Genomic DNA, 18,916 nt, shown 5'->3' on the forward strand with positions numbered 1-18,916 from the left:
ACACCCTGGAGCTGCGATGTCCACATCCGAGAACAAGGTCGTCGAGGCCCTGCGGGCGGCGCTGAAGGAAGCCGACCGCCTGCGCGGGGAGAACCGGCGCCTGACCGGCGAGCCCATCGCGATCATCGGCATGGCCTGCCGTTACCCGGGCGGGGTCCGCTCGCCGGAGGAACTGTGGGATCTGGTCGCCGGGGAACGCACCGGCCTCACCGGATTCCCGGCCGACCGCGGCTGGGACCTCGACGGGCTCTACGACCCCGAGCAGGGCAAACCGGGCAAGAGCTATGTCCGGGAAGGCGGTTTCCTGCACGACGCCGCCCGGTTCGACCCGGCGTTCTTCGGTATTTCGCCGCGGGAGGCGCTGGCGATGGACCCGCAGCAGCGGCTGCTGCTGGAGATCTCCTGGGAGGCGATCGAACGCGCGGGGATCGCGCCGGATTCCCTGCGGGGCAGCCGGACCGGCGTGTTCGCGGGCGTCATCCACAACGAGTACTCGGCCATCGCGGGCACGCCGCCCGCGGATCTCGAGCCGTACCTCGGCAACGGGAGTTTCGCGAGCATCGCCTCCGGGCGGGTTTCCTACACCTTCGGTCTCGAAGGCCCGGCGGTCACGGTCGACACGGCGTGTTCGTCGTCGCTGGTGGCGCTGCATCTGGCGGCGCAGGCGCTGAGGCAGGGCGAATGTTCGCTGGCCTTGGCGGGTGGGGTGACCGTGATGGCCAACCCGGCGGCGTTCGTGGACTTCAGCCGTCAGCGCGGACTCGCGGCGGACGGGCGGATCAAGGCGTTCGCCGAAGCCGCCGACGGCACCGCCTGGGGTGAGGGCGCGGGCATGCTGCTCGTCGAGCGGCTCTCCGACGCCCGGCGCAACGGGCACCGCGTCCTCGCCGTCGTGCGCGGATCCGCGGTGAACCAGGACGGCGCCTCGAACGGGCTCACCGCACCCAACGGACTTTCCCAGCAACGGGTCATCCGGCAGGCGCTCGCGAACGCGCGGCTCGCACCGTCCGATGTGGACGCCATGGAGGCGCATGGCACGGGCACCCGGCTCGGTGACCCGATCGAGGCACAGGCTTTGCTGGCCACCTACGGCCAGGATCGGACCACGCCGCTCTGGCTCGGCTCGGTGAAGTCCAACATCGGGCACAGCCAGGCCGCGGCCGGGGTCGCCTCGATCATCAAGCTCGTCGAGGCGATGCGGCACGGTGTGCTGCCGAAGACGCTGCACGTCGACGCGCCCACGTCCCATGTGGACTGGTCCGAAGGCGCGGTCTCGCTGCTGACCGCGGCCGAGCCGTGGCCGAAGACGGATCGACCCCGGCGGGCCGCGGTGTCCTCGTTCGGGATCAGCGGGACGAACGCCCACGTCGTCCTCGAACAGCCCACCGCGGAAGAGGAACCGCCGTCCACGCTCGCGGGGCCGGTGCCCTTCGTGCTGTCCGGCAAGACCGAAGCCGCCCTGCGCGAGCAGGTGGCACGCGTCCGGGAACTCGCACGGGATTCGGACGTCACCGCGGCCGACCTCGCGTTCTCGCTGGCCACCACGCGAACGGCGCTGGAACATCGGGCCGCCGTGGTCGGCACGCTGGACGACCTGCTCACCGCCACTTTGGTGGAAGGGCGGGCGACGGACGGCGGGACGGCGTTCCTGTTCACGGGCCAGGGCAGTCAGCGGCCCGGGATGGGCCGCGAGCTGGCCGAGCGTTTCCCGGTGTTCGCCGAAGCCTTCGACGACGTCTCTTCGCGGTTCGAGCGACCGATCGCGGAGCTGTCCGCCGAGGAGCTGAACCAGACGGCGAACACGCAGTGCGCGTTGTTCGCCTTCGAGGTGGCGCTCTTCCGTCTGGTCGAGAGCTGGGGCGTCCGGCCGGACTTCCTGGCGGGGCATTCCGTCGGGGAGATCGCGGCGGCTCATGTCGCGGGGGTGCTCTCTCTCGACGACGCGGTGACGTTGGTGTCGGCTCGTGGCCGCCTGATGCAGGCGTTGCCGACCGGTGGCGCGATGGTGGCGCTGCAGGCGACTGAAGCCGAAGTGGCACCGTTGCTGACCGATCGGGTGTCGCTGGCGGCGATCAACGGTCCGGAGTCGGTGGTCGTCTCGGGAGACGAGGACGCCGTCGCCGCGGTGGTGTCGCACTTCGAGGGCCGGAAGAACAAGCGCCTCGTGGTGAGCCACGCGTTCCATTCGCCCCTGATGGACCCGATGCTCGACGACTTCCGCGCGGTGGTGGAGGGGCTGACCTTCACCGAGCCACGGATCCCGATCGTGTCCGACGTGTCCAGTTCGGACTACTGGGTCCGGCACGTCCGTGACGCGGTGCGGTTCCACGATTCGATCGAATTCCTGAAAGCCGAGGGCGTCACCCGGTTCCTGGAGATCGGGCCCGACGCGGTCCTGACCGCCATGGCGAAGGAAAGCGCCGAGGACGCGGTCGTGCTTCCGGCATCACGGCGGGACCGCCCCGAGGTGACGACGCTGCTGACGGCGGTCGCCGGACTGCACGTCCACGGCGCCGACGTCGACTGGGCGCCGCTGTTCGCCGGTGCCCGGCGCGTCGATCTGCCCACTTATCCGTTCCAGTACGAGCACTTCTGGCTCGAATCCGGTGCCGCTCACCGCGACGTCTCCGCCGCCGGGCTGGACGCGTCGCCGCACGCCCTGCTCGCCGCCGCGGTCCGGCCGGCGGGCGAGGACGAGATCCTGCTGACGGGCAGGATCTCGCTGAGCACGCTGCCGTGGCTGGCCGACCACGTCGTCGGCGGAAACGTCCTGCTGCCCGGCACCGCGTTCGCGGAACTCGCGCTCGCGGCCGCCGACGAGGCCGGTTGCGAAGCCGTCGAGGAACTGAATCTGGAAGCGCCGCTGGTGCTGCACGGCAACGGCGGTGTCCAGCTGCAGGTCGCGGTCGGCGCCGCCGACGATCAGGGCAGGCGCTCGGTCACCGTGCACGCCCGGTCGGAGGACGACGACGTCTGGGTGCGGCACGCTTCCGGATACCTCGGTACGGCAGTGTCCACACAGGACGAGATGACCGAGTGGCCGCCCTCGGGTGCGGATCCGGTCGACCTCGAAGGCTTCTACCCGAACCTGGCAGCCGAAGGACTCGGCTACGGTCCTGCCTTCCAGGGTGTCCGTGCCGTCTGGACCCGCGACGGCGACGTGTTCGCCGAAGTCCAGGTGGACGACACTCCCGGCACTTTCGGGATCCACCCCGCGTTGTTCGACTCCGCCCTGCACGCCATCGGCGTCGGCGAGTCACGGGGGCTGGAGATCCCCTTCGCCTGGTCGGATCTCCGCCTGCACGCTGACGGCGCGACGGTGCTCCGAGTTCGCCTCAGCCCCGCGGGCGACGGTGCCGTCTCCGTTCTCGCGACCGACCCCGCCGGAGCTCCGGTGTTGTCGGTCGGCTCGCTCAGCCTGCGGGCTCCGGTCGCCGCGACCACTTCGCTTCCCCGCGACTCGCTGTTCCGCGTCACTTGGACGCCGGTGACGGTGCCCGCCGGTGCTGGGGAACCAACCGTTGAGTCCTTTGCGGACATGGACGACGTCCGGCATGCGACGGCGCACGCCCGGGAACTCGCCGTGGAGCCGGGCGAGACCCCCGTGGTCTTCCTGACCAGCGGCACGTTCACCGATCCGGCGCAGGCGGCGGTCTGGGGACTGGTGCGTTCGGCGCGGGAGGAGTACCGCGGCCGGTTCGTGCTCGTCGACGCCGACGACCCCGCCGCGCTCACGGACGGCCTGCTGGCCGGGATCGTGGCCTCCGGCGAGACCGAAGCCGTCGTGCGTGAGGGCGAGGTCCTTGTCCCGCGGCTCACCCCGGTGCGCGGGGGCGAAACCGGACCGGGCTGGGACCCGGAAGGCACGGTCCTGATCACCGGCGGCACCGGTGCGCTCGCCGCCGAACTCGCCCGGCACCTCGTCGCACGACGCGGGGTGCGGAACCTGATCCTCGCCGGCCGTCGCGGTCCCGCCGCGGAAGGCGCGAGCGAGCTGGCCGCCGAACTGGCGGACCTCGGCGCCCAGGCCCGGATCGTCGCCTGTGACGTGGCGGATCGCGACCAGCTGACGGCGTTGCTCGACGGCGTTCCGCTGACCGCGGTCGTCCACGCCGCGGGCGTCCTCGACGACGGCCTGCTCGCCGTCCTCACCCCGGACCGGTTCGAGACCGTCCTGAGGTCCAAAGTGGACTCCGCGCTCCTGCTGGACGAGCTGGCCGGTGACGCCCATCTCGTGTTCTTCTCCTCCGCGGCCGGGGTGCTCGGCAGCGCGGGGCAGGCCAACTACGCCGCCGCCAACGCCGCCCTCGACGCGGTGGCCGCGCGCCGCCGGGAACGCGGACTGCCCGCGACCTCGCTCGCGTGGGGGCTCTGGGAGACCGGCGACGGGATGGCGGGAGCGCTCGCCGGGACCGATCGCGCGCGGATGGCGGGCTCCGGGCTGCTGCCGCTCCCGGTCGGCGACGCCTTGACCCTGTTCGACTTCGCCGTGGGAGCCGGGGAAGCGCTGTTCGTACCGATGCGGCTCGACGTGCCCGCCCTGCGCACGAGCGTCACGGACGTCCCGCTCCTGCGGGCCTTCGCCGGAAAGTCCCGGCGAACCGCGTCGGCAGCCCCCGCCGCGCGGGAACTGCGTGACCGGCTGGCGTCGCTGCCCGTCGAGGAGCGTGACCGGGAACTGCTCGCGCTGGTACGCGGCCAGGTCGCCGACGTCCTCGGCCACCGGGACGCCGGCGCCGTCGAACCGGCCCGCCCGTTCCGGGAGCTGGGTTTCGACTCGCTGACCGCGGTGGAACTCCGCAACGGCCTCAACGCCACTTCCGGGCTCCGGCTGCCCGCGACCGCGGTGTTCGACCACCCCACCCCGAAGGCGCTCGCGGAGCTGCTCGCCGCTGAGCTGTTCGGCGCAGCCCCCGAAGCCCCGGTTCAGGGGCCCACGACGGCGGCCGACGAGCCGATCGCCATCATCGGCATGGCATGCCGTTACCCCGGCGGGGTCGCCTCGCCGGAGGATCTCTGGCGGCTGGTCGCGGAGGGCCGCGACGGTATCTCGCTCTTCCCGGCCGACCGCGGCTGGGACGTGGACGGCCTCTACGACCCGGACCCCGGCAAGGCGGGGAAGAGCTACGTGCGCGAGGGCGGATTCCTGCACGAGGCAGGCGATTTCGACGCCGGTTTCTTCGGGATCTCGCCGCGTGAGGCGCTGGGCATGGACCCGCAACAGCGGCTGCTGCTGGAGGTCTCGTGGGAGGCCTTCGAGCGGGCCGGGATCGACCCCGGCACGCTACGGGGCAGCGACACCGGCGTCTTCGCCGGGCAGATGTACCACGACTACCTCACCGGCGCCACGGTCGTTCCCGACGACGTCGAGGGCTACCTCGGCACCGGGAACTCCGGAAGCGTGCTGTCCGGGCGGGTTTCCTACACCTTCGGCCTCGAAGGTCCGGCCGTCACCGTCGACACCGCGTGTTCGTCGTCGCTGGTGGCGCTGCATCTGGCGGCACAGGCACTGCGGCGCGGCGAATGCTCGCTCGCGCTGGCCGGCGGGGTGACCGTGATGGCCACCCCGGAGACCTTCGTCGACTTCAGCCGTCAGCGAGGTTTGGCACCGGACGGCCGCTCGAAGTCCTTTTCGGACGGTGCGGACGGCACGTCCTGGTCCGAAGGTGTCGGCATGCTGCTCGTCGAGAGGCTCTCCGACGCCGAGCGCAACGGGCACCGGATCCTGGCCGTCGTCCGGGGTTCCGCGGTGAACCAGGACGGGGCGTCGAACGGGTTGACCGCGCCGAACGGGCCGTCGCAGCAGCGGGTGATCCGGCGGGCCTTGGCCGACGCGCGTCTGGAACCGTCCGAAGTGGACGCCGTCGAGGCACACGGGACCGGTACCACGCTGGGCGACCCGATCGAGGCCCAGGCACTGCTGGCGACCTACGGCCAGGACCGGGAGGACGCCGCGCTGTGGCTCGGGTCGATCAAGTCGAACATCGGGCACAGCCAGGCCGCCGCCGGGGTGGCCGGCGTGATCAAGATGATCGAGGCGATGCGTCACGGCGTGCTGCCGAAGACACTGCACGTCACCGAACCTTCGTCTCATGTGGACTGGACGGCGGGCGCGGTCTCCCTCCTGACCGAGTCGCGACCCTGGCCGGACGCCGGACGTCCCCGGCGTGCGGCGGTGTCGTCGTTCGGGATCAGCGGGACCAACGCGCACGTCGTCCTGGAGCAGGGGCCCGCTCCGGTGGAGGCCGCCGAATCCGGTGAAGGACCGGCGCCGTTCGTGCTCTCCGCCGGGAGTGAAGCGGCCCTGCACGACCAAGCGGCTCGGCTGCGGGACTTCCTCGCCGAGACGCCTGCCGCATTGGCCGACGTCGCCTTCTCGCTGGCCACCACTCGCGCTGCCCTGGAGTACCGGGCCGCAGTCGTGGCCGGAGACCGCGAAACCCTGCTGGCCGGGCTGGAAAACGTCGCCATCACCGGTCGCGCGACGGAGGGCCGGACGGCGTTCCTGTTCACCGGTCAGGGCAGTCAGCGGCTCGGGATGGGCGTTGAGCTGGCCGAGCGTTTCCCGGTGTTCGCCGAGGCTTATGACGAGGTGTGTTCCCGGTTCGAGCAGCCGCTCAGGGACTTGTCGGCTGACGAGTTGAACCAGACCGCGAACACGCAGTGTGCGCTGTTCGCTCTTGAGGTCGCGCTGTTCCGCCTGGTGGAAAGCTGGGGTGTCCGACCGGACTTCTTGGCCGGGCATTCTGTCGGCGAGATCGCGGCCGCCCACGTCGCGGGCGTGCTTTCCCTCGACGATGCCGCCAAGCTGGTGTCGGCGCGAGGCCGGTTGATGCAGGCCTTGCCCACCGGCGGCGCGATGGTGGCGCTGCAGGCGACGGAAGCCGAGGTGACACCGCTGCTGACCGAGCGGGTGTCGCTGGCGGCTATCAACGGTCCGGAGTCAGTGGTCGTTTCGGGTGAGGAGGACGCCGTCGCTGCGGTGGTCTCTCAGTTCGAGGGCCGCAAGAGCAAGCGGCTCACCGTGAGTCACGCGTTCCACTCGCCGTTGATGGAGCCGATGCTGGACGAGTTCCGCGCCGTCACCGACAGCCTGGTGTTCGCGGCGCCGAGGATTCCGATCGTGTCGGGTGGCCTGGCGGAGGTGTCCACTTCGGACTACTGGGTCCGCCATGTCCGTGACGCGGTGCGGTTCCACGATTCGGTCAAGTTCCTGGAAGCCGAGGGCGTCACGCGGTTCCTGGAGATCGGGCCCGACGGCGTCCTGACCGCGATGGCCAAGGAAAGCGCCGAGGACGCGGTCGTCGTTCCGGCACTCCGGCGCGACCGGCCGGAGGTGGAGACGCTGCTGACGGCGGTGGCCGGGCTGCACGCCCACGGCGTGAACGTCGATCTGACCGCTCTGCTCGATGGTGGAAAGCCCGTCGACCTGCCCACGTATGCCTTCCAGCACCGACGTTTCTGGCTGTCCTCAGCGGGCGGAGCGGCGGGCGACGTCACCGCGGCCGGGCTCGGCACCACCGACCACCCGCTGCTCGGCGCGGCCGCGGCACTGCCCGGTGACGGCGGATTCCTGCTCACTGGCCGGTTGTCCGGGCACACCCAGCCGTGGCTGGCCGAACACCGGGTCGGTGGCGTGGTCCTGCTGCCCGGCACCGCGTTCGTCGAGATCGCCCTGCGCGCGGGGGACGAGGCGGGCTGCGGTCACCTCGAAGACCTGACCCTCGAAGCGCCGCTCGTCCTGCCCGAACGCGGTGCGACCCAGCTGTCCGTGCTGGTCGGCGCGGCCGACGACACCGGTCGCCGGACCGTCGAGATCCACTCACGTCAGGAAGGCGAAGACGGCTGGCAGCGGCACGCGACCGGGCTGCTTTCGGCCGCCGGCGCCGTCGAACCGGCCGGGTTGACGACCTGGCCGCCGCAGAACGCCGAAGCCGTCCCGGTGGGTGACGTCTACGAGCGGCTCGCCGCCACCGGTCTCGAGTACGGTCCGGCGTTCTGTGGCCTCCGGGCGGCGTGGCGAGCGGGTGAAGACCTGTTCGCGGAGGTCGAACTCCCGGAGGACCAGCACGCCGACGCCGCCCGGTTCGGCGTGCATCCGGCGCTGCTCGACGCCGCGCTCCACACCCTCGGCCTCGCGGGCGGCGACGACGGCACTCGGCTTCCGTTCGCCTGGTCCGGGGTGCGCCTGCACGCCGCGGGCGCGACCCGGCTCCGTGTCCGGCTGCGGCCGTCCGGTCCCGACGGGTTCGAGGTCCTGGTCGCCGACGGCACCGGTCGCCCGGTCGTCTCAGCCGAAGAGTTGACGCTACGCGAGATCTACGCCTCGGCGCGCAAGGGACACGACTCGCTCTACCGGGTCGCCTGGCGTCCGGTCCCGCTCCCGGAGACCGGCGAAGCCCTGCCCGCGAAGTCCGTTTTCTCCGTGCCACGCGGCGGGGACACGGCCGAGCGTGTCCACGAGACGACGGCCGCCGTTCTCGAAGTCGTCCAGCGGTGGCTCGACGACGAACCGGACGGTCCGCTCGTCGTCCACACCCGGGGCGGGGTCACCGCGGGCGACGGCGAAGCGGTGACCGACCTCGCGCACGCCGCTGTCTGGGGACTGGTGCGCGCCGCGCAGTCGGAAAACCCCGGGCGGTTCGTACTGGTCGACGCCGAGACCGTGCCCGACGGCCGGATCCTGGCCATCGACGAGCCTCAGATCGCCTTGCGCGACGGCCGGGCTCTTGCACCGCGCCTGGCCACCACCGCCTCGTCCACGGAACTGACCCCGCCCGAGGGAGCCTGGCGGCTGGACACCACCGGCCGCGGCACCCTGGAGAACCTCGCCCTGGTGCCGTCGCCCGAAGCGGTCGCGCCGTTGGCCGAGGGCGAGGTCCGGATCGCGGTGCGGGCCGCCGGACTCAACTTCCGCGACGTCCTGATCGCGCTGGGCATGTACCCGGGCGCGGCCACCCTCGGTAGTGAAGGCGCGGGCGTGATCACCGAGATCGGTCCCGGTGTCACCGGCCTCGATGTCGGCGACCGCGTGTTCGGCCTGATGTCGAACGGGTTCGGCCCTCAGGTCGTCACCGATCACCGGACGCTGGCGAAGATGCCGGAGGACTGGTCGTTCGCCACGGCGGCCTCGGTCCCGATCGTGTTCCTCACCGCCTACTACGGGCTGTTCGACCTCGCGCGGCTCGAAGCGGGAGAGTCGATCCTGGTGCACGCGGCGGCGGGCGGCGTCGGCATGGCGGCGACCCAGCTGGCCCGCCACGCCGGGGCCGAGGTGTTCGGTACCGCCGGTCCGGGCAAGTGGGACATCTTGCGTGCCAACGGTTTCGACGACACCCACCTCTCCTCCTCCCGTGACCTCGGCTTCGAGGAGAAGTTCCGCGATGCCACCGGTGGACGCGGTGTCGACGTCGTCCTGAACTCGCTGGCCGGCGACTACGTCGACGCGTCACTGCGGCTGCTGGCCCCGGGTGGGCGATTCGCCGAGATGGGCAAGACCGACATCCGGGAACCGGGGGAGACCGGCGTCGAGTACCACCCCTTCGACGTGATCGACGCCGGACCCGAGCGCATCCACGAGATGCTCGCCGCGCTGCTGGAGCTGTTCGCGGCCGGGGCTCTGACGCCGTTGCCGGTCACCGCCTGGGACGTCCGGCGCGGCCTCGACGCGTTCCGTTTCCTCAGCCAGGCCAAGCACGTCGGCAAGAACGTCCTGACCATGCCCGCCGCCCTCGATCCCGACGGCACCGTGCTGGTCACCGGCGGAACGGGCGCCCTCGGCGCGCTCTTCGCCCGGCATCTGGTGCGCGAACGCGGCGTCCGGCGGCTGCTGCTGACCAGCAGGCGCGGCCACGACGCCCCGGGCGTACCCGAGCTGGTCGCCGAGCTCACCGAGGCGGGCGCGTCGGTGACGGTCGAGGCGTGTGACGCGGCGGATCGCGACGCGCTCGCCGCCGTCCTCGCCGGGATCCCGGCCGCGCATCCGCTGACCGGCGTGGTGCACACGGCGGGTGTTCTCGACGACGGCCTCGTCGGCTCGCTGACCCCGGAGCGGCTGGCGAAGGCGTTGCGGCCGAAGGTCGACGCGGCGCTGAACCTGCACGAACTGACCATTGGCGCGGATCTCGCCGAGTTCGTCGTCTTCTCTTCGGCGGCCGGAGTCTTCGGCAACGCCGGACAGGCGAACTACGCCGCCGCCAACGGCTTCCTGGACGCGCTCAGCGTCCGGCGCGCCGTGCACGGGCTGCCCGCGCGATCGCTGGCGTGGGGTCTGTGGGCCGAAACGGGCGGGATGGGCGGCACGCTCGGCGAGGCCGAGCTGGCCAGGATGGCCCAAAGCGGTACCGCCGCACTGTCCACACAGGACGGCCTGGAGCTCTTCGACGCCGCGGGTGCGCTGGCGGAACCGGTGCTGGTGCCGATGCGCCTGGACGTCGCCGCGATGGGCGCGGACGGTCTTCCGCCGTTGCTGCGCGGCCTCGCCCGCGGCCCGGTCCGCCGCGCCGCGTCCGCCGGGGCCACCGGTGACGCGGACTCGTTGCGGGACCGGCTCCTCGCCGTGCCCGCCGCCGACCGGGCGACCCTGCTGGTCGACCTCGTGCGCACCCATTCCGCGACCGTGCTCGGGCACACCGCGGCGGACGCGGTCGAGGCCACGCGGTCCTTCCAGGAGATCGGGTTCGACTCCCTGACCGCCGTCGAACTACGCAACCGGCTCACCGCCGCCACCGGGCTGCGGCTGCCGGCGACGCTGATCTTCGACTACCCGACCCCGGAAGCACTCGCCGCCCACATCGGCGAAGGCGTCCTGGGTGCGCAGGGCGGGCCCGAGACCGGGCAGGCGGCCGTGACGGCCGACGAGCCGATCGCGATCGTCGCGATGAGCTGCCGGTTCCCCGGCCACGCCGACACCCCCGAACGGCTCTGGGCCCTGCTGGCCGAGGGCCGGGACGCGCTGGGCGAGTTCCCCGCCGACCGTGGCTGGGACCTGGAGCGGCTGTTCGACACCGACCCGGACCGCCGGGGCACCTCCTACACCCGCCAAGGCGCCTTCCTCGAAACCGCCGGGGAGTTCGACGCGGGCTTCTTCGGGATCTCGCCGCGTGAGGCGCTGGCGATGGATCCGCAGCAGCGGCTCCTGTTGGAGACGTCGTGGGAGGCGTTCGAACGGGCCGGGATCGATCCGGCCACGTTGCGCGGCAGCCGCACCGGTGTGTTCGCCGGGGTGATGGACAACGAATACGTGTCCGGTTCGGCGGAGGTCCCCGACGGGGTCGAGGGCTACCTGGCCACCGGCACCTCGGCGAGTGTCGCCTCGGGCCGCGTTTCCTACACCTTCGGTCTCGAAGGCCCGGCGGTCACCGTCGACACGGCGTGTTCGTCGTCGCTGGTCGCACTGCATCTCGCGGCGCAAGCGTTGCGGCAGGGCGAATGCTCGCTGGCCCTGGCCGGCGGGGTGACCGTGATGGCCACGCCGGGTACGTTCGTCGAGTTCAGCCGTCAGCGCGGGCTGGCCGCCGACGGCCGCTGCAAGGCGTTCGCCGACGGCGCCGACGGCACGGGCTGGGGCGAAGGCGCCGGGATGCTGCTCGTGGAGCGGCTTTCCGACGCCCGCCGCAACGGGCATCCGGTGCTCGCGGTGCTGCGGGGCAGCGCGGTCAACCAGGACGGCGCGTCGAACGGCCTCACCGCGCCGAACGGTCCTTCGCAGCAGCGGGTGATCCGTCAGGCACTGGCGAACGCGCGGCTCGAACCGTCCGAAGTGGACGCCGTCGAAGCGCACGGAACCGGTACCACGCTGGGCGACCCGATCGAGGCGCAGGCACTGCTGGCGACCTACGGCCAGGATCGGGAACGGCCGTTGCTGCTCGGTTCGGTCAAGTCGAACATCGGGCACACGCAAGCGGCGGCGGGCGTCGCCGGCGTGATCAAGATGGTGCTCGCGATGCGGCACGGGACACTGCCGCGCACGCTGCACGTCGACACGCCGACTTCGCGGGTCGACTGGGCGGCCGGCCGGGTCACGCTCGCGACCGAGCCGACCCCGTGGCCGGAGACCGGTGGCCCGCGCCGGGCGGCGGTGTCGTCGTTCGGGATGAGCGGTACCAACGCGCACGTCGTCCTCGAACAGGCCGAAGCGGTCGAGACACGGGACGAAACCTCGCCTGGGCTGCTCGGTGACGTCTTCGCGTGGCCGCTGTCGGCGAAGGAACCCGAGGCCGTCGCCGCGCAGGCGGCACGGCTGAAGTCCTTCCTGACCGGCGAACGTCCGGTGGACGTGGCCTACTCGCTGGCGACCGCGCGGACCACATTGGAGCATCGCGCGGTCGTCGTCGGCGAAGACCCGATCGCCGGGTTGGCCGCGCTGGCCGCGGGCGAGCCGTCGGGTTCGGTGGTGACCGGGACCGCGACCAGCGGGAAGGCGGTGTTCGTCTTTCCCGGCCAGGGTTCGCAGTGGGCCGGGATGGCGGTCGAGTTGCTGGCGTCCGCACCCGTGTTCGCCGAGTCGATGGCCGAGTGCGAAACCGCGCTCCTGTCCTCTGTGGACTGGAAGCTGACCGAGGTGCTCTCGGACGCGACCGCGCTGGAGCGGGTCGACGTCGTGCAACCCGCCTTGTTCGCGGTGATGGTGTCGCTGGCCAGGCTGTGGCGTGCCAGTGGCATCGAGCCGGCCGCCGTCGTCGGGCACTCGCAGGGCGAGATCGCGGCGGCGTGCGTCGCCGGCGCGCTGTCGCTCGATGACGCGGCACGGGTGGTCTGCCTGCGCAGCAAGGCGATCACGGCGCTTTCGGGCCGGGGTGGCATGGTCTCCGTCGCCGCTCCCGAAGCCCGAGTCCGCGAGCTGCTGCCCGAGGGTGTGTCGCTCGCCGCGGTGAACGGTCCCGCGTCGGTGGTGGTGTCGGGTGACGTCGCCGGTCTGGACGCGCTCATGGCCGCTTGCGAGGCGAGCGGGCTGCGCGCGAAGCGGATCCCGGTGGACTACGCGTCGCATTCCGCGCACGTCGATGCCATCGAACAGGACGTCCTGGCCGCGCTCGACGGGATCGAGCCACGGGTGCCGGAGATCCCGTTCTACTCGACGGTGGCCGGGGAGCCGCTCGATCCGGTGATGGACGCGGCGTACTGGTTCCGGAACCTGCGCGGGACCGTCCACTTCGGACATACTGTCCGGCGGCTGCTCGACGACGGGTTCCGGTTCTTCGTCGAAGCGAGCCCGCATCCGGTCCTGGTCACCGGGATCGCCGACACCGCCGAGGACGCGGGAGAACGCGCCGTCGCCGTCGGCAGCCTGCGCCGGGACGAGGGAGGGCCGCTGCGGTTCCTCACCTCGCTGGCCGAAGCCCACGTCCACGGCCTCAGCCCGGACTGGACGGCGCTGGCCCCCGGAACCCGCGTCGACCTGCCGACCTACGCCTTCCAGCACGAGCACTACTGGCTGCGGACGCGGTCTTCGGCCGATCCCGGACAGGCCGGTCTGGACGACGGCGGGCATCCGCTGCTCGGGGCCGTCGTCCCGCTGGCGGGCAGCGACGGCCTGGTGGCGACCGGCCGGATCTCGGCGCGGAACCAGACCTGGCTGCCCGATCACGCCGTCGGCGGCACCCTGCTGCTGCCCGGCGCGGCGCTCGTGGATCTGGCGCTCACGGTGGGGGAGCGCACCGGCTGCGGCCGGATCGCCGAACTGACCATCGAGGCGCCGCTCGTCCTCGGGGAGTCCGGGAGCGCGCGGCTGCAGGTGACCGTCGGGGCGTCCGCTGACGACGGCACTCGCGAGGTCGCCGTGTACTCCCGGGACGAAACCGCTGGCACGGAGTGGATCCGGCACGCGACCGGTCTGCTCGCCGCGGACGGGGAAACCCCCGTGGCGGACCTGACCCAGTGGCCGCCCGCGGGAGCCGAAGCGATCTCCCTCGACGGCCATTACGAAGGCCTCGCGGAACTGGGCTACGGCTACGGTCCGGCGTTCCGCGGGCTGCGTGCCGCGTGGCGCCGGGGCGACGACGTGTTCGCCGAAGTCGCGCTCCCGGAAGACCGGTTCGCCGAGGCCGCCGCGTTCGGCCTGCACCCCGCGCTCCTCGACGCCGCCCTGCACGCGCTGGGCTTCGGGCTGCTCCCCGACGACGGGCAACTGCGACTTCCGTTCTCCTGGAACGAAGTCTCGCTGTCGGCCGTCGGCGCGCCGAGCCTGCGCGTCCGGCTTTCCCCCGCCGGGGAGGACGCGGTGACGGTGGACCTCGCCGACACCGCCGGGGCGCCGGTCGCCTCGATCGGCTCCGTGGTGTTCCTGCCGGTGGCCGAGGCTCAGCTCGCCGGTGCCCGGCGGGATCCGGCGGATTCGCTGTTCCAGGTCCAATGGACGGATCTGTCCACAAAGGACGTCATCGCACCGTCGGTCCTCGTGCTCGGCGAAGACTGCGCGGACCTCGCGGAGCTCGCCGCGGATCTCGACGCGGGCAGGCCGTCGCCCGACGTGGTGCTCACGACCTGCGCACCCGTCACCGGCGACCTCGCCGAGGGCGCGCACGCTGCCGCGAAGGACGCGCTGGCGCTCGTCCAGAACTGGCTTGCCGACGACCGGTTCTCCGGCGCCAGGCTGGTCTTCCGCACTTCGGGCGCGGTCTCGGTGGCCGCGGACGAACCGGTCACCGACCCGGCCAACGCGACGGTCTGGGGTCTCGTGCGCACGGCGCAGGAGGAGAATCCCGGCCGGTTCGGTCTTCTCGACACCGATGGCTCCGAGGCCGTCTTGGACGCGGCGCTGGCGCTCGACGAGCCCCAGCTCGCGCTGCGGGCCGGAACGGTGCTGGGCGCCCGGCTGGTCAAGGCGTCCGCCGACACCGCGCTCGTCCCGCCTTCGGGCAGCCGCGCGTGGACCGTCGACACCCTCGGCGGCGGCACTCTGGAGAACCTGGTGCTACGGGACCGGCCCGATCTGCTGGCGCCGCTCGCCGACGGGCAGGTCCGCATCGCCGTGCGGTCGGGCGGGCTCAACTTCCGGGACGTCGTGGTGGCCCTCGGGCTCGTCCCCGGGCAGGAAGGCATCGGTGGGGAAGGCGCGGGCGTGGTCACCGAGACCGGCCCCGGCGTCACCGATCTGGTGCCGGGCGACCGCGTGCTGGGCATGTTCGACGCGTCGTTCGGCCCGGTCGCCGTCGCCGACCGGAAGCTGATCGCGCCCGTTCCGGACGACTGGTCGTTCACCGAAGCCGCTTCGGCGCCCGTCGCGTTCCTGACTGCCTATGTCGGCCTGGCCGACCTCGGCGAGCTGCGGCCGGGGCAGACCGTGCTGATCCACGCCGCCGCCGGTGGGGTCGGTATGGCCGCGGTCCAGCTGGCCCGGCACTTCGGAGCCGAGATCTACGTGACCGCGAGCCCCGCGAAGTGGGACACGCTGCGGGCGATGGGCTTCGACGACGACCACATCGCGTCCAGCCGGACACTCGATTTCGAGGACAAGATCCGCGAAGCGACCGGTGGCCGCGGGGTCGACCTGGTGCTGGACTCGCTGGCTAGGGAGTTCGTCGACGCGTCGCTGCGGCTGGTGCGCGAAGGCGGGCGGTTCGTCGAGATGGGCAAGACCGACATCCGCGACGCGGACGAGGTCGCGGCCGCCCATCCCGGCGTCACCTACCGCGCCTTCGACCTGATCGACTCCGGGCACGACCGGATCCAGGAGATCCTCGGCGAACTCCTGGCGCTGGCGGGCAAGGACGTGGTGCGGCCGCTGCCGACCACCGCGTGGGACGTCCGGCGCGCCCCCGAGGCGTTCCGGTTCCTCAGCCAGGCCAAGCACACGGGCAAGATCGTGCTGGAACCGCCCGCCGTCCTCGACCCCGAGGGAACGGTGCTGATCACCGGCGGCACCGGCGTGCTGGGCGGCTTGTTCGCCCGGCATCTGGTGACCGCGCGCGGCGTCCGGCGTCTGCTGCTCACGAGCAGGCGCGGGCTCGACGCCGAGGGTGCGCGGGAATTGGTCGCGGACCTGACCGGGCTCGGGGCCACGGTGACCGTCGTGGCCTGCGACGTCGCCGATCGCGCCGCGGTCGCCGGACTGCTCGGCTCGGTCCCGCCGGAGCATCCGCTGACCGCCGTGGTGCACACCGCCGGCGTGCTCGACGACGGGCTGATCCCGGCGCTGACCCTGGAGCGGCTCGAAACCGTGTTCCGCCCCAAGGTCGACGCCGCGGTCCACCTGCACGAACTGACCCGCGACCTCGGACTGGCCGCGTTCGTGCTGTTCTCCTCGTCCGCGGCGACGTTCGGCGCCGCAGGGCAGGGGAACTACGCGGCGGCCAACGCCTTCCTCGACGCACTCGCCCAGCACCGCCGGGCCGAAGGGCTCGCCGGGCAGGCACTGGCGTGGGGTTTCTGGGCCGAGCGAAGTGCGATGACCGGCCATCTCGACGAGGCGGACGTGGCCAGGATGAAGCGATCCGGCGTCAGTCCACTGTCCTCTGTGGATGGTCTGGCGCTGTTCGACGCGGCGGGGGAACGGGACGTGGCGGCGCTGGTGCCCGTGCACCTGGACACCGCCGCGCTCCGAGGACAGGCCGAAGTGCCCGCCCTGCTGCGTGTTCTCGCGGGTGCTCCGGCCAAGCGGGTCGCGGGAGCGGCCGCCACGAGCGGACCGTCGCTCGCCCAGCGGCTGGCGGCACTGCCCGCCGCGGACCGGGAGCCGTTCCTGCTGGATCTGGTGCGCTCGCACGCCGCGGCCGCGCTCGGCCACGCGTCGGTCGCCAAGGTCGGGCCGGAGCTGGCCTTCCGTGACCTCGGCTTCGACTCACTGACCGCGGTCGAGCTGCGCAACCGGCTCGGCGCGGCGACCGGGCTGCGGCTGCCGTCCACGCTGGTCTTCGATCAGCCGAGTCCGGCCGCGCTCGCCCGGCACCTCCTGGCGGAACTGGGCGAACCGGCCGGCGCCGAGCCCGAGGTGGCGGTGCTGGCCGACCTCGACCGGCTGGAGACCGCACTGGCCGCGGCGGTCACCGACGACGAGACCGCGGACCGGATCACCGACCGGCTGCGCGCGGTACTCGCCCGGTGGACCGAGGCCCGCGGCCCGGCCGAGGACGAGGGTGACGGCGATCTGGCCGACGCCAGCGCCGACGAGCTGTTCGACATCTTGCACAAGGAATTCGGAAGGTCGTGACCCGTGTCGGGCGATGAGAAACTGCTGGAGAACCTGAAGTGGGCGACCGGCGAGCTGCGGCGCGCGCGGCGCAGGCTGGTCGAGCTGGAGGAGGCCGGGCACGAGCCGATCGCCGTCGTCGGGATGAGCTGCCGCTTCCCCGGCGGGGTCCGCTCGCCCGAACAGCTGTGGGACCTGGTCGCCTCCGGGACCGACGCGCTGTCGGAGTTCCCCGTCGACCGGGGCTGGGATCTGGGCGGGCTCTTCGATCCCGACCCCGACACGCCGGGCAAGACCTACGTCTCCGAAGGCGGATTCCTCTACGACGCCGGGGATTTCGACGCCGCGTTCTTCGGGATCTCACCGCGTGAGGCCCAGGCGATGGATCCGCAGCAGCGGCTGCTGCTCGAAGCGGCGTGGGAGGTGCTCGAACGCGCCGGGATCGACCCGGCGACCTTGCGCGGCAGCCGGACCGGCGTCTTCGCCGGCGTCATCCACAACGACTACACCGGCGTGCTCACCGACATCCCGCCGGAGCTGGAGCCCTATCTCGGCAACGGGAACTTCAGCAGCGTCGCCTCCGGCCGCATCGCCTACACCCTCGGCCTCGAGGGGCCGGCGGTCTCGGTCGACACGGCGTGCTCGTCTTCGCTGGTCGCGCTGCATCTCGCCGCGCAGTCTTTACGTCGGGAGGAATGCACGCTCGCCCTCGTCGGCGGGGTGAACGTGATGACCCATCCCGCCGCGTTCGTCGACTTCAGCCGTCAGCGCGGGCTCGCCGCAGACGGCCGCTGCAAGGCCTTCGCTGACGCTGCCGACGGCACCGGCTGGGGTGAAGGCGTCGGAATGCTTCTGGTGGAACGGCTTTCCGACGCCCAGCGCAACGGCCACCAGATCCTCGCGGTGCTGCGGGGCAGTGCCATCAACCAGGACGGTGCGTCGAACGGGCTCACCGCGCCGAACGGTCCCGCGCAGCAGCGGGTCATCCGCCAGGCACTCGCCGACGCCCGGCTCTCGCCGGGGCAGGTGGACGTCGTCGAGGGACACGGCACCGGCACCACCCTCGGCGACCCGATCGAGGCGCAGGCGCTGCTGGCGACCTACGGCCAGGGCCGGGAACGCCCGCTGCTGCTGGGTTCCCTCAAATCGAACATCGGGCATACGCAGGCCGCCGCCGGGGTCGGCGGGGTGATCAAGATGGTGCAGGCCATCCGGCACGGGATCGCGCCGCGCACGCTGCACGTCGACGCTCCGTCGTCGCATGTGGACTGGTCGGCGGGTGAGGTCTCGCTGCTGACCGGGGAACAACCGTGGCCGGAGACCGGGGAACCGCGCCGGGCCGGGGTCTCGTCGTTCGGGATCAGCGGTACCAACGCGCACGTGATCCTGGAGCAGGCGCCGGCCGTCGAAGCCGAGTCTCTTGTGGACACTCGCGTGCTCGACTCCGCGGCCTTGCCGTTCGTGCTTTCCGGTCGCAGTGAAGAGGCCTTGTCCGCCCAGGCGTCGAAGCTGGCCGCGTATCTGACTGGCGAGCCCGCGCCGACGGCCATCGCGCGAGCCCTCGCCGACACGCGGTCGTCGTTGCCGCACCGGGCGGTGGTGCTCGCCGAAGATCTCGGTGCACTGCTCGGCGGCCTGCGTTCCCTCAGTGAGGGCGAACCCACCGCACGGGTCGTGACCGGTACCGCCGAGCCGGGTAAGGCTGTGTTCGTGTTCCCGGGGCAGGGTTCGCAGTGGGTGGGGATGGCGGAGGACCTTGTGCTGGCTGCTCCGGTGTTCGCGGAGTCG

Annotated in this window: 2 protein-coding genes; both read left to right on the forward strand. The window is 72.2% G+C overall.

Annotated elements, in window-relative coordinates:
- Nucleotides 1-16 precede the first annotated feature (16 nt).
- Nucleotides 17-17,149: a type I polyketide synthase gene (locus AVR91_RS04085; protein WP_063270871.1), complete on the forward strand. Its 17,133-nt coding sequence runs from the start codon at nt 17-19 to the stop codon at nt 17,147-17,149.
- Nucleotides 17,150-17,152: 3 nt separating this feature from the next.
- Nucleotides 17,153-18,916 (forward strand): type I polyketide synthase (locus AVR91_RS04090; protein WP_143253864.1); only part of this gene is annotated, 1,764 nt, incomplete at its 3' end.

Origin of the sequence: Amycolatopsis keratiniphila subsp. keratiniphila (assembly GCF_001620365.2) — a bacterium.
GTDB classification, from domain to species: Bacteria; Actinomycetota; Actinomycetes; order Mycobacteriales; family Pseudonocardiaceae; genus Amycolatopsis; species Amycolatopsis keratiniphila.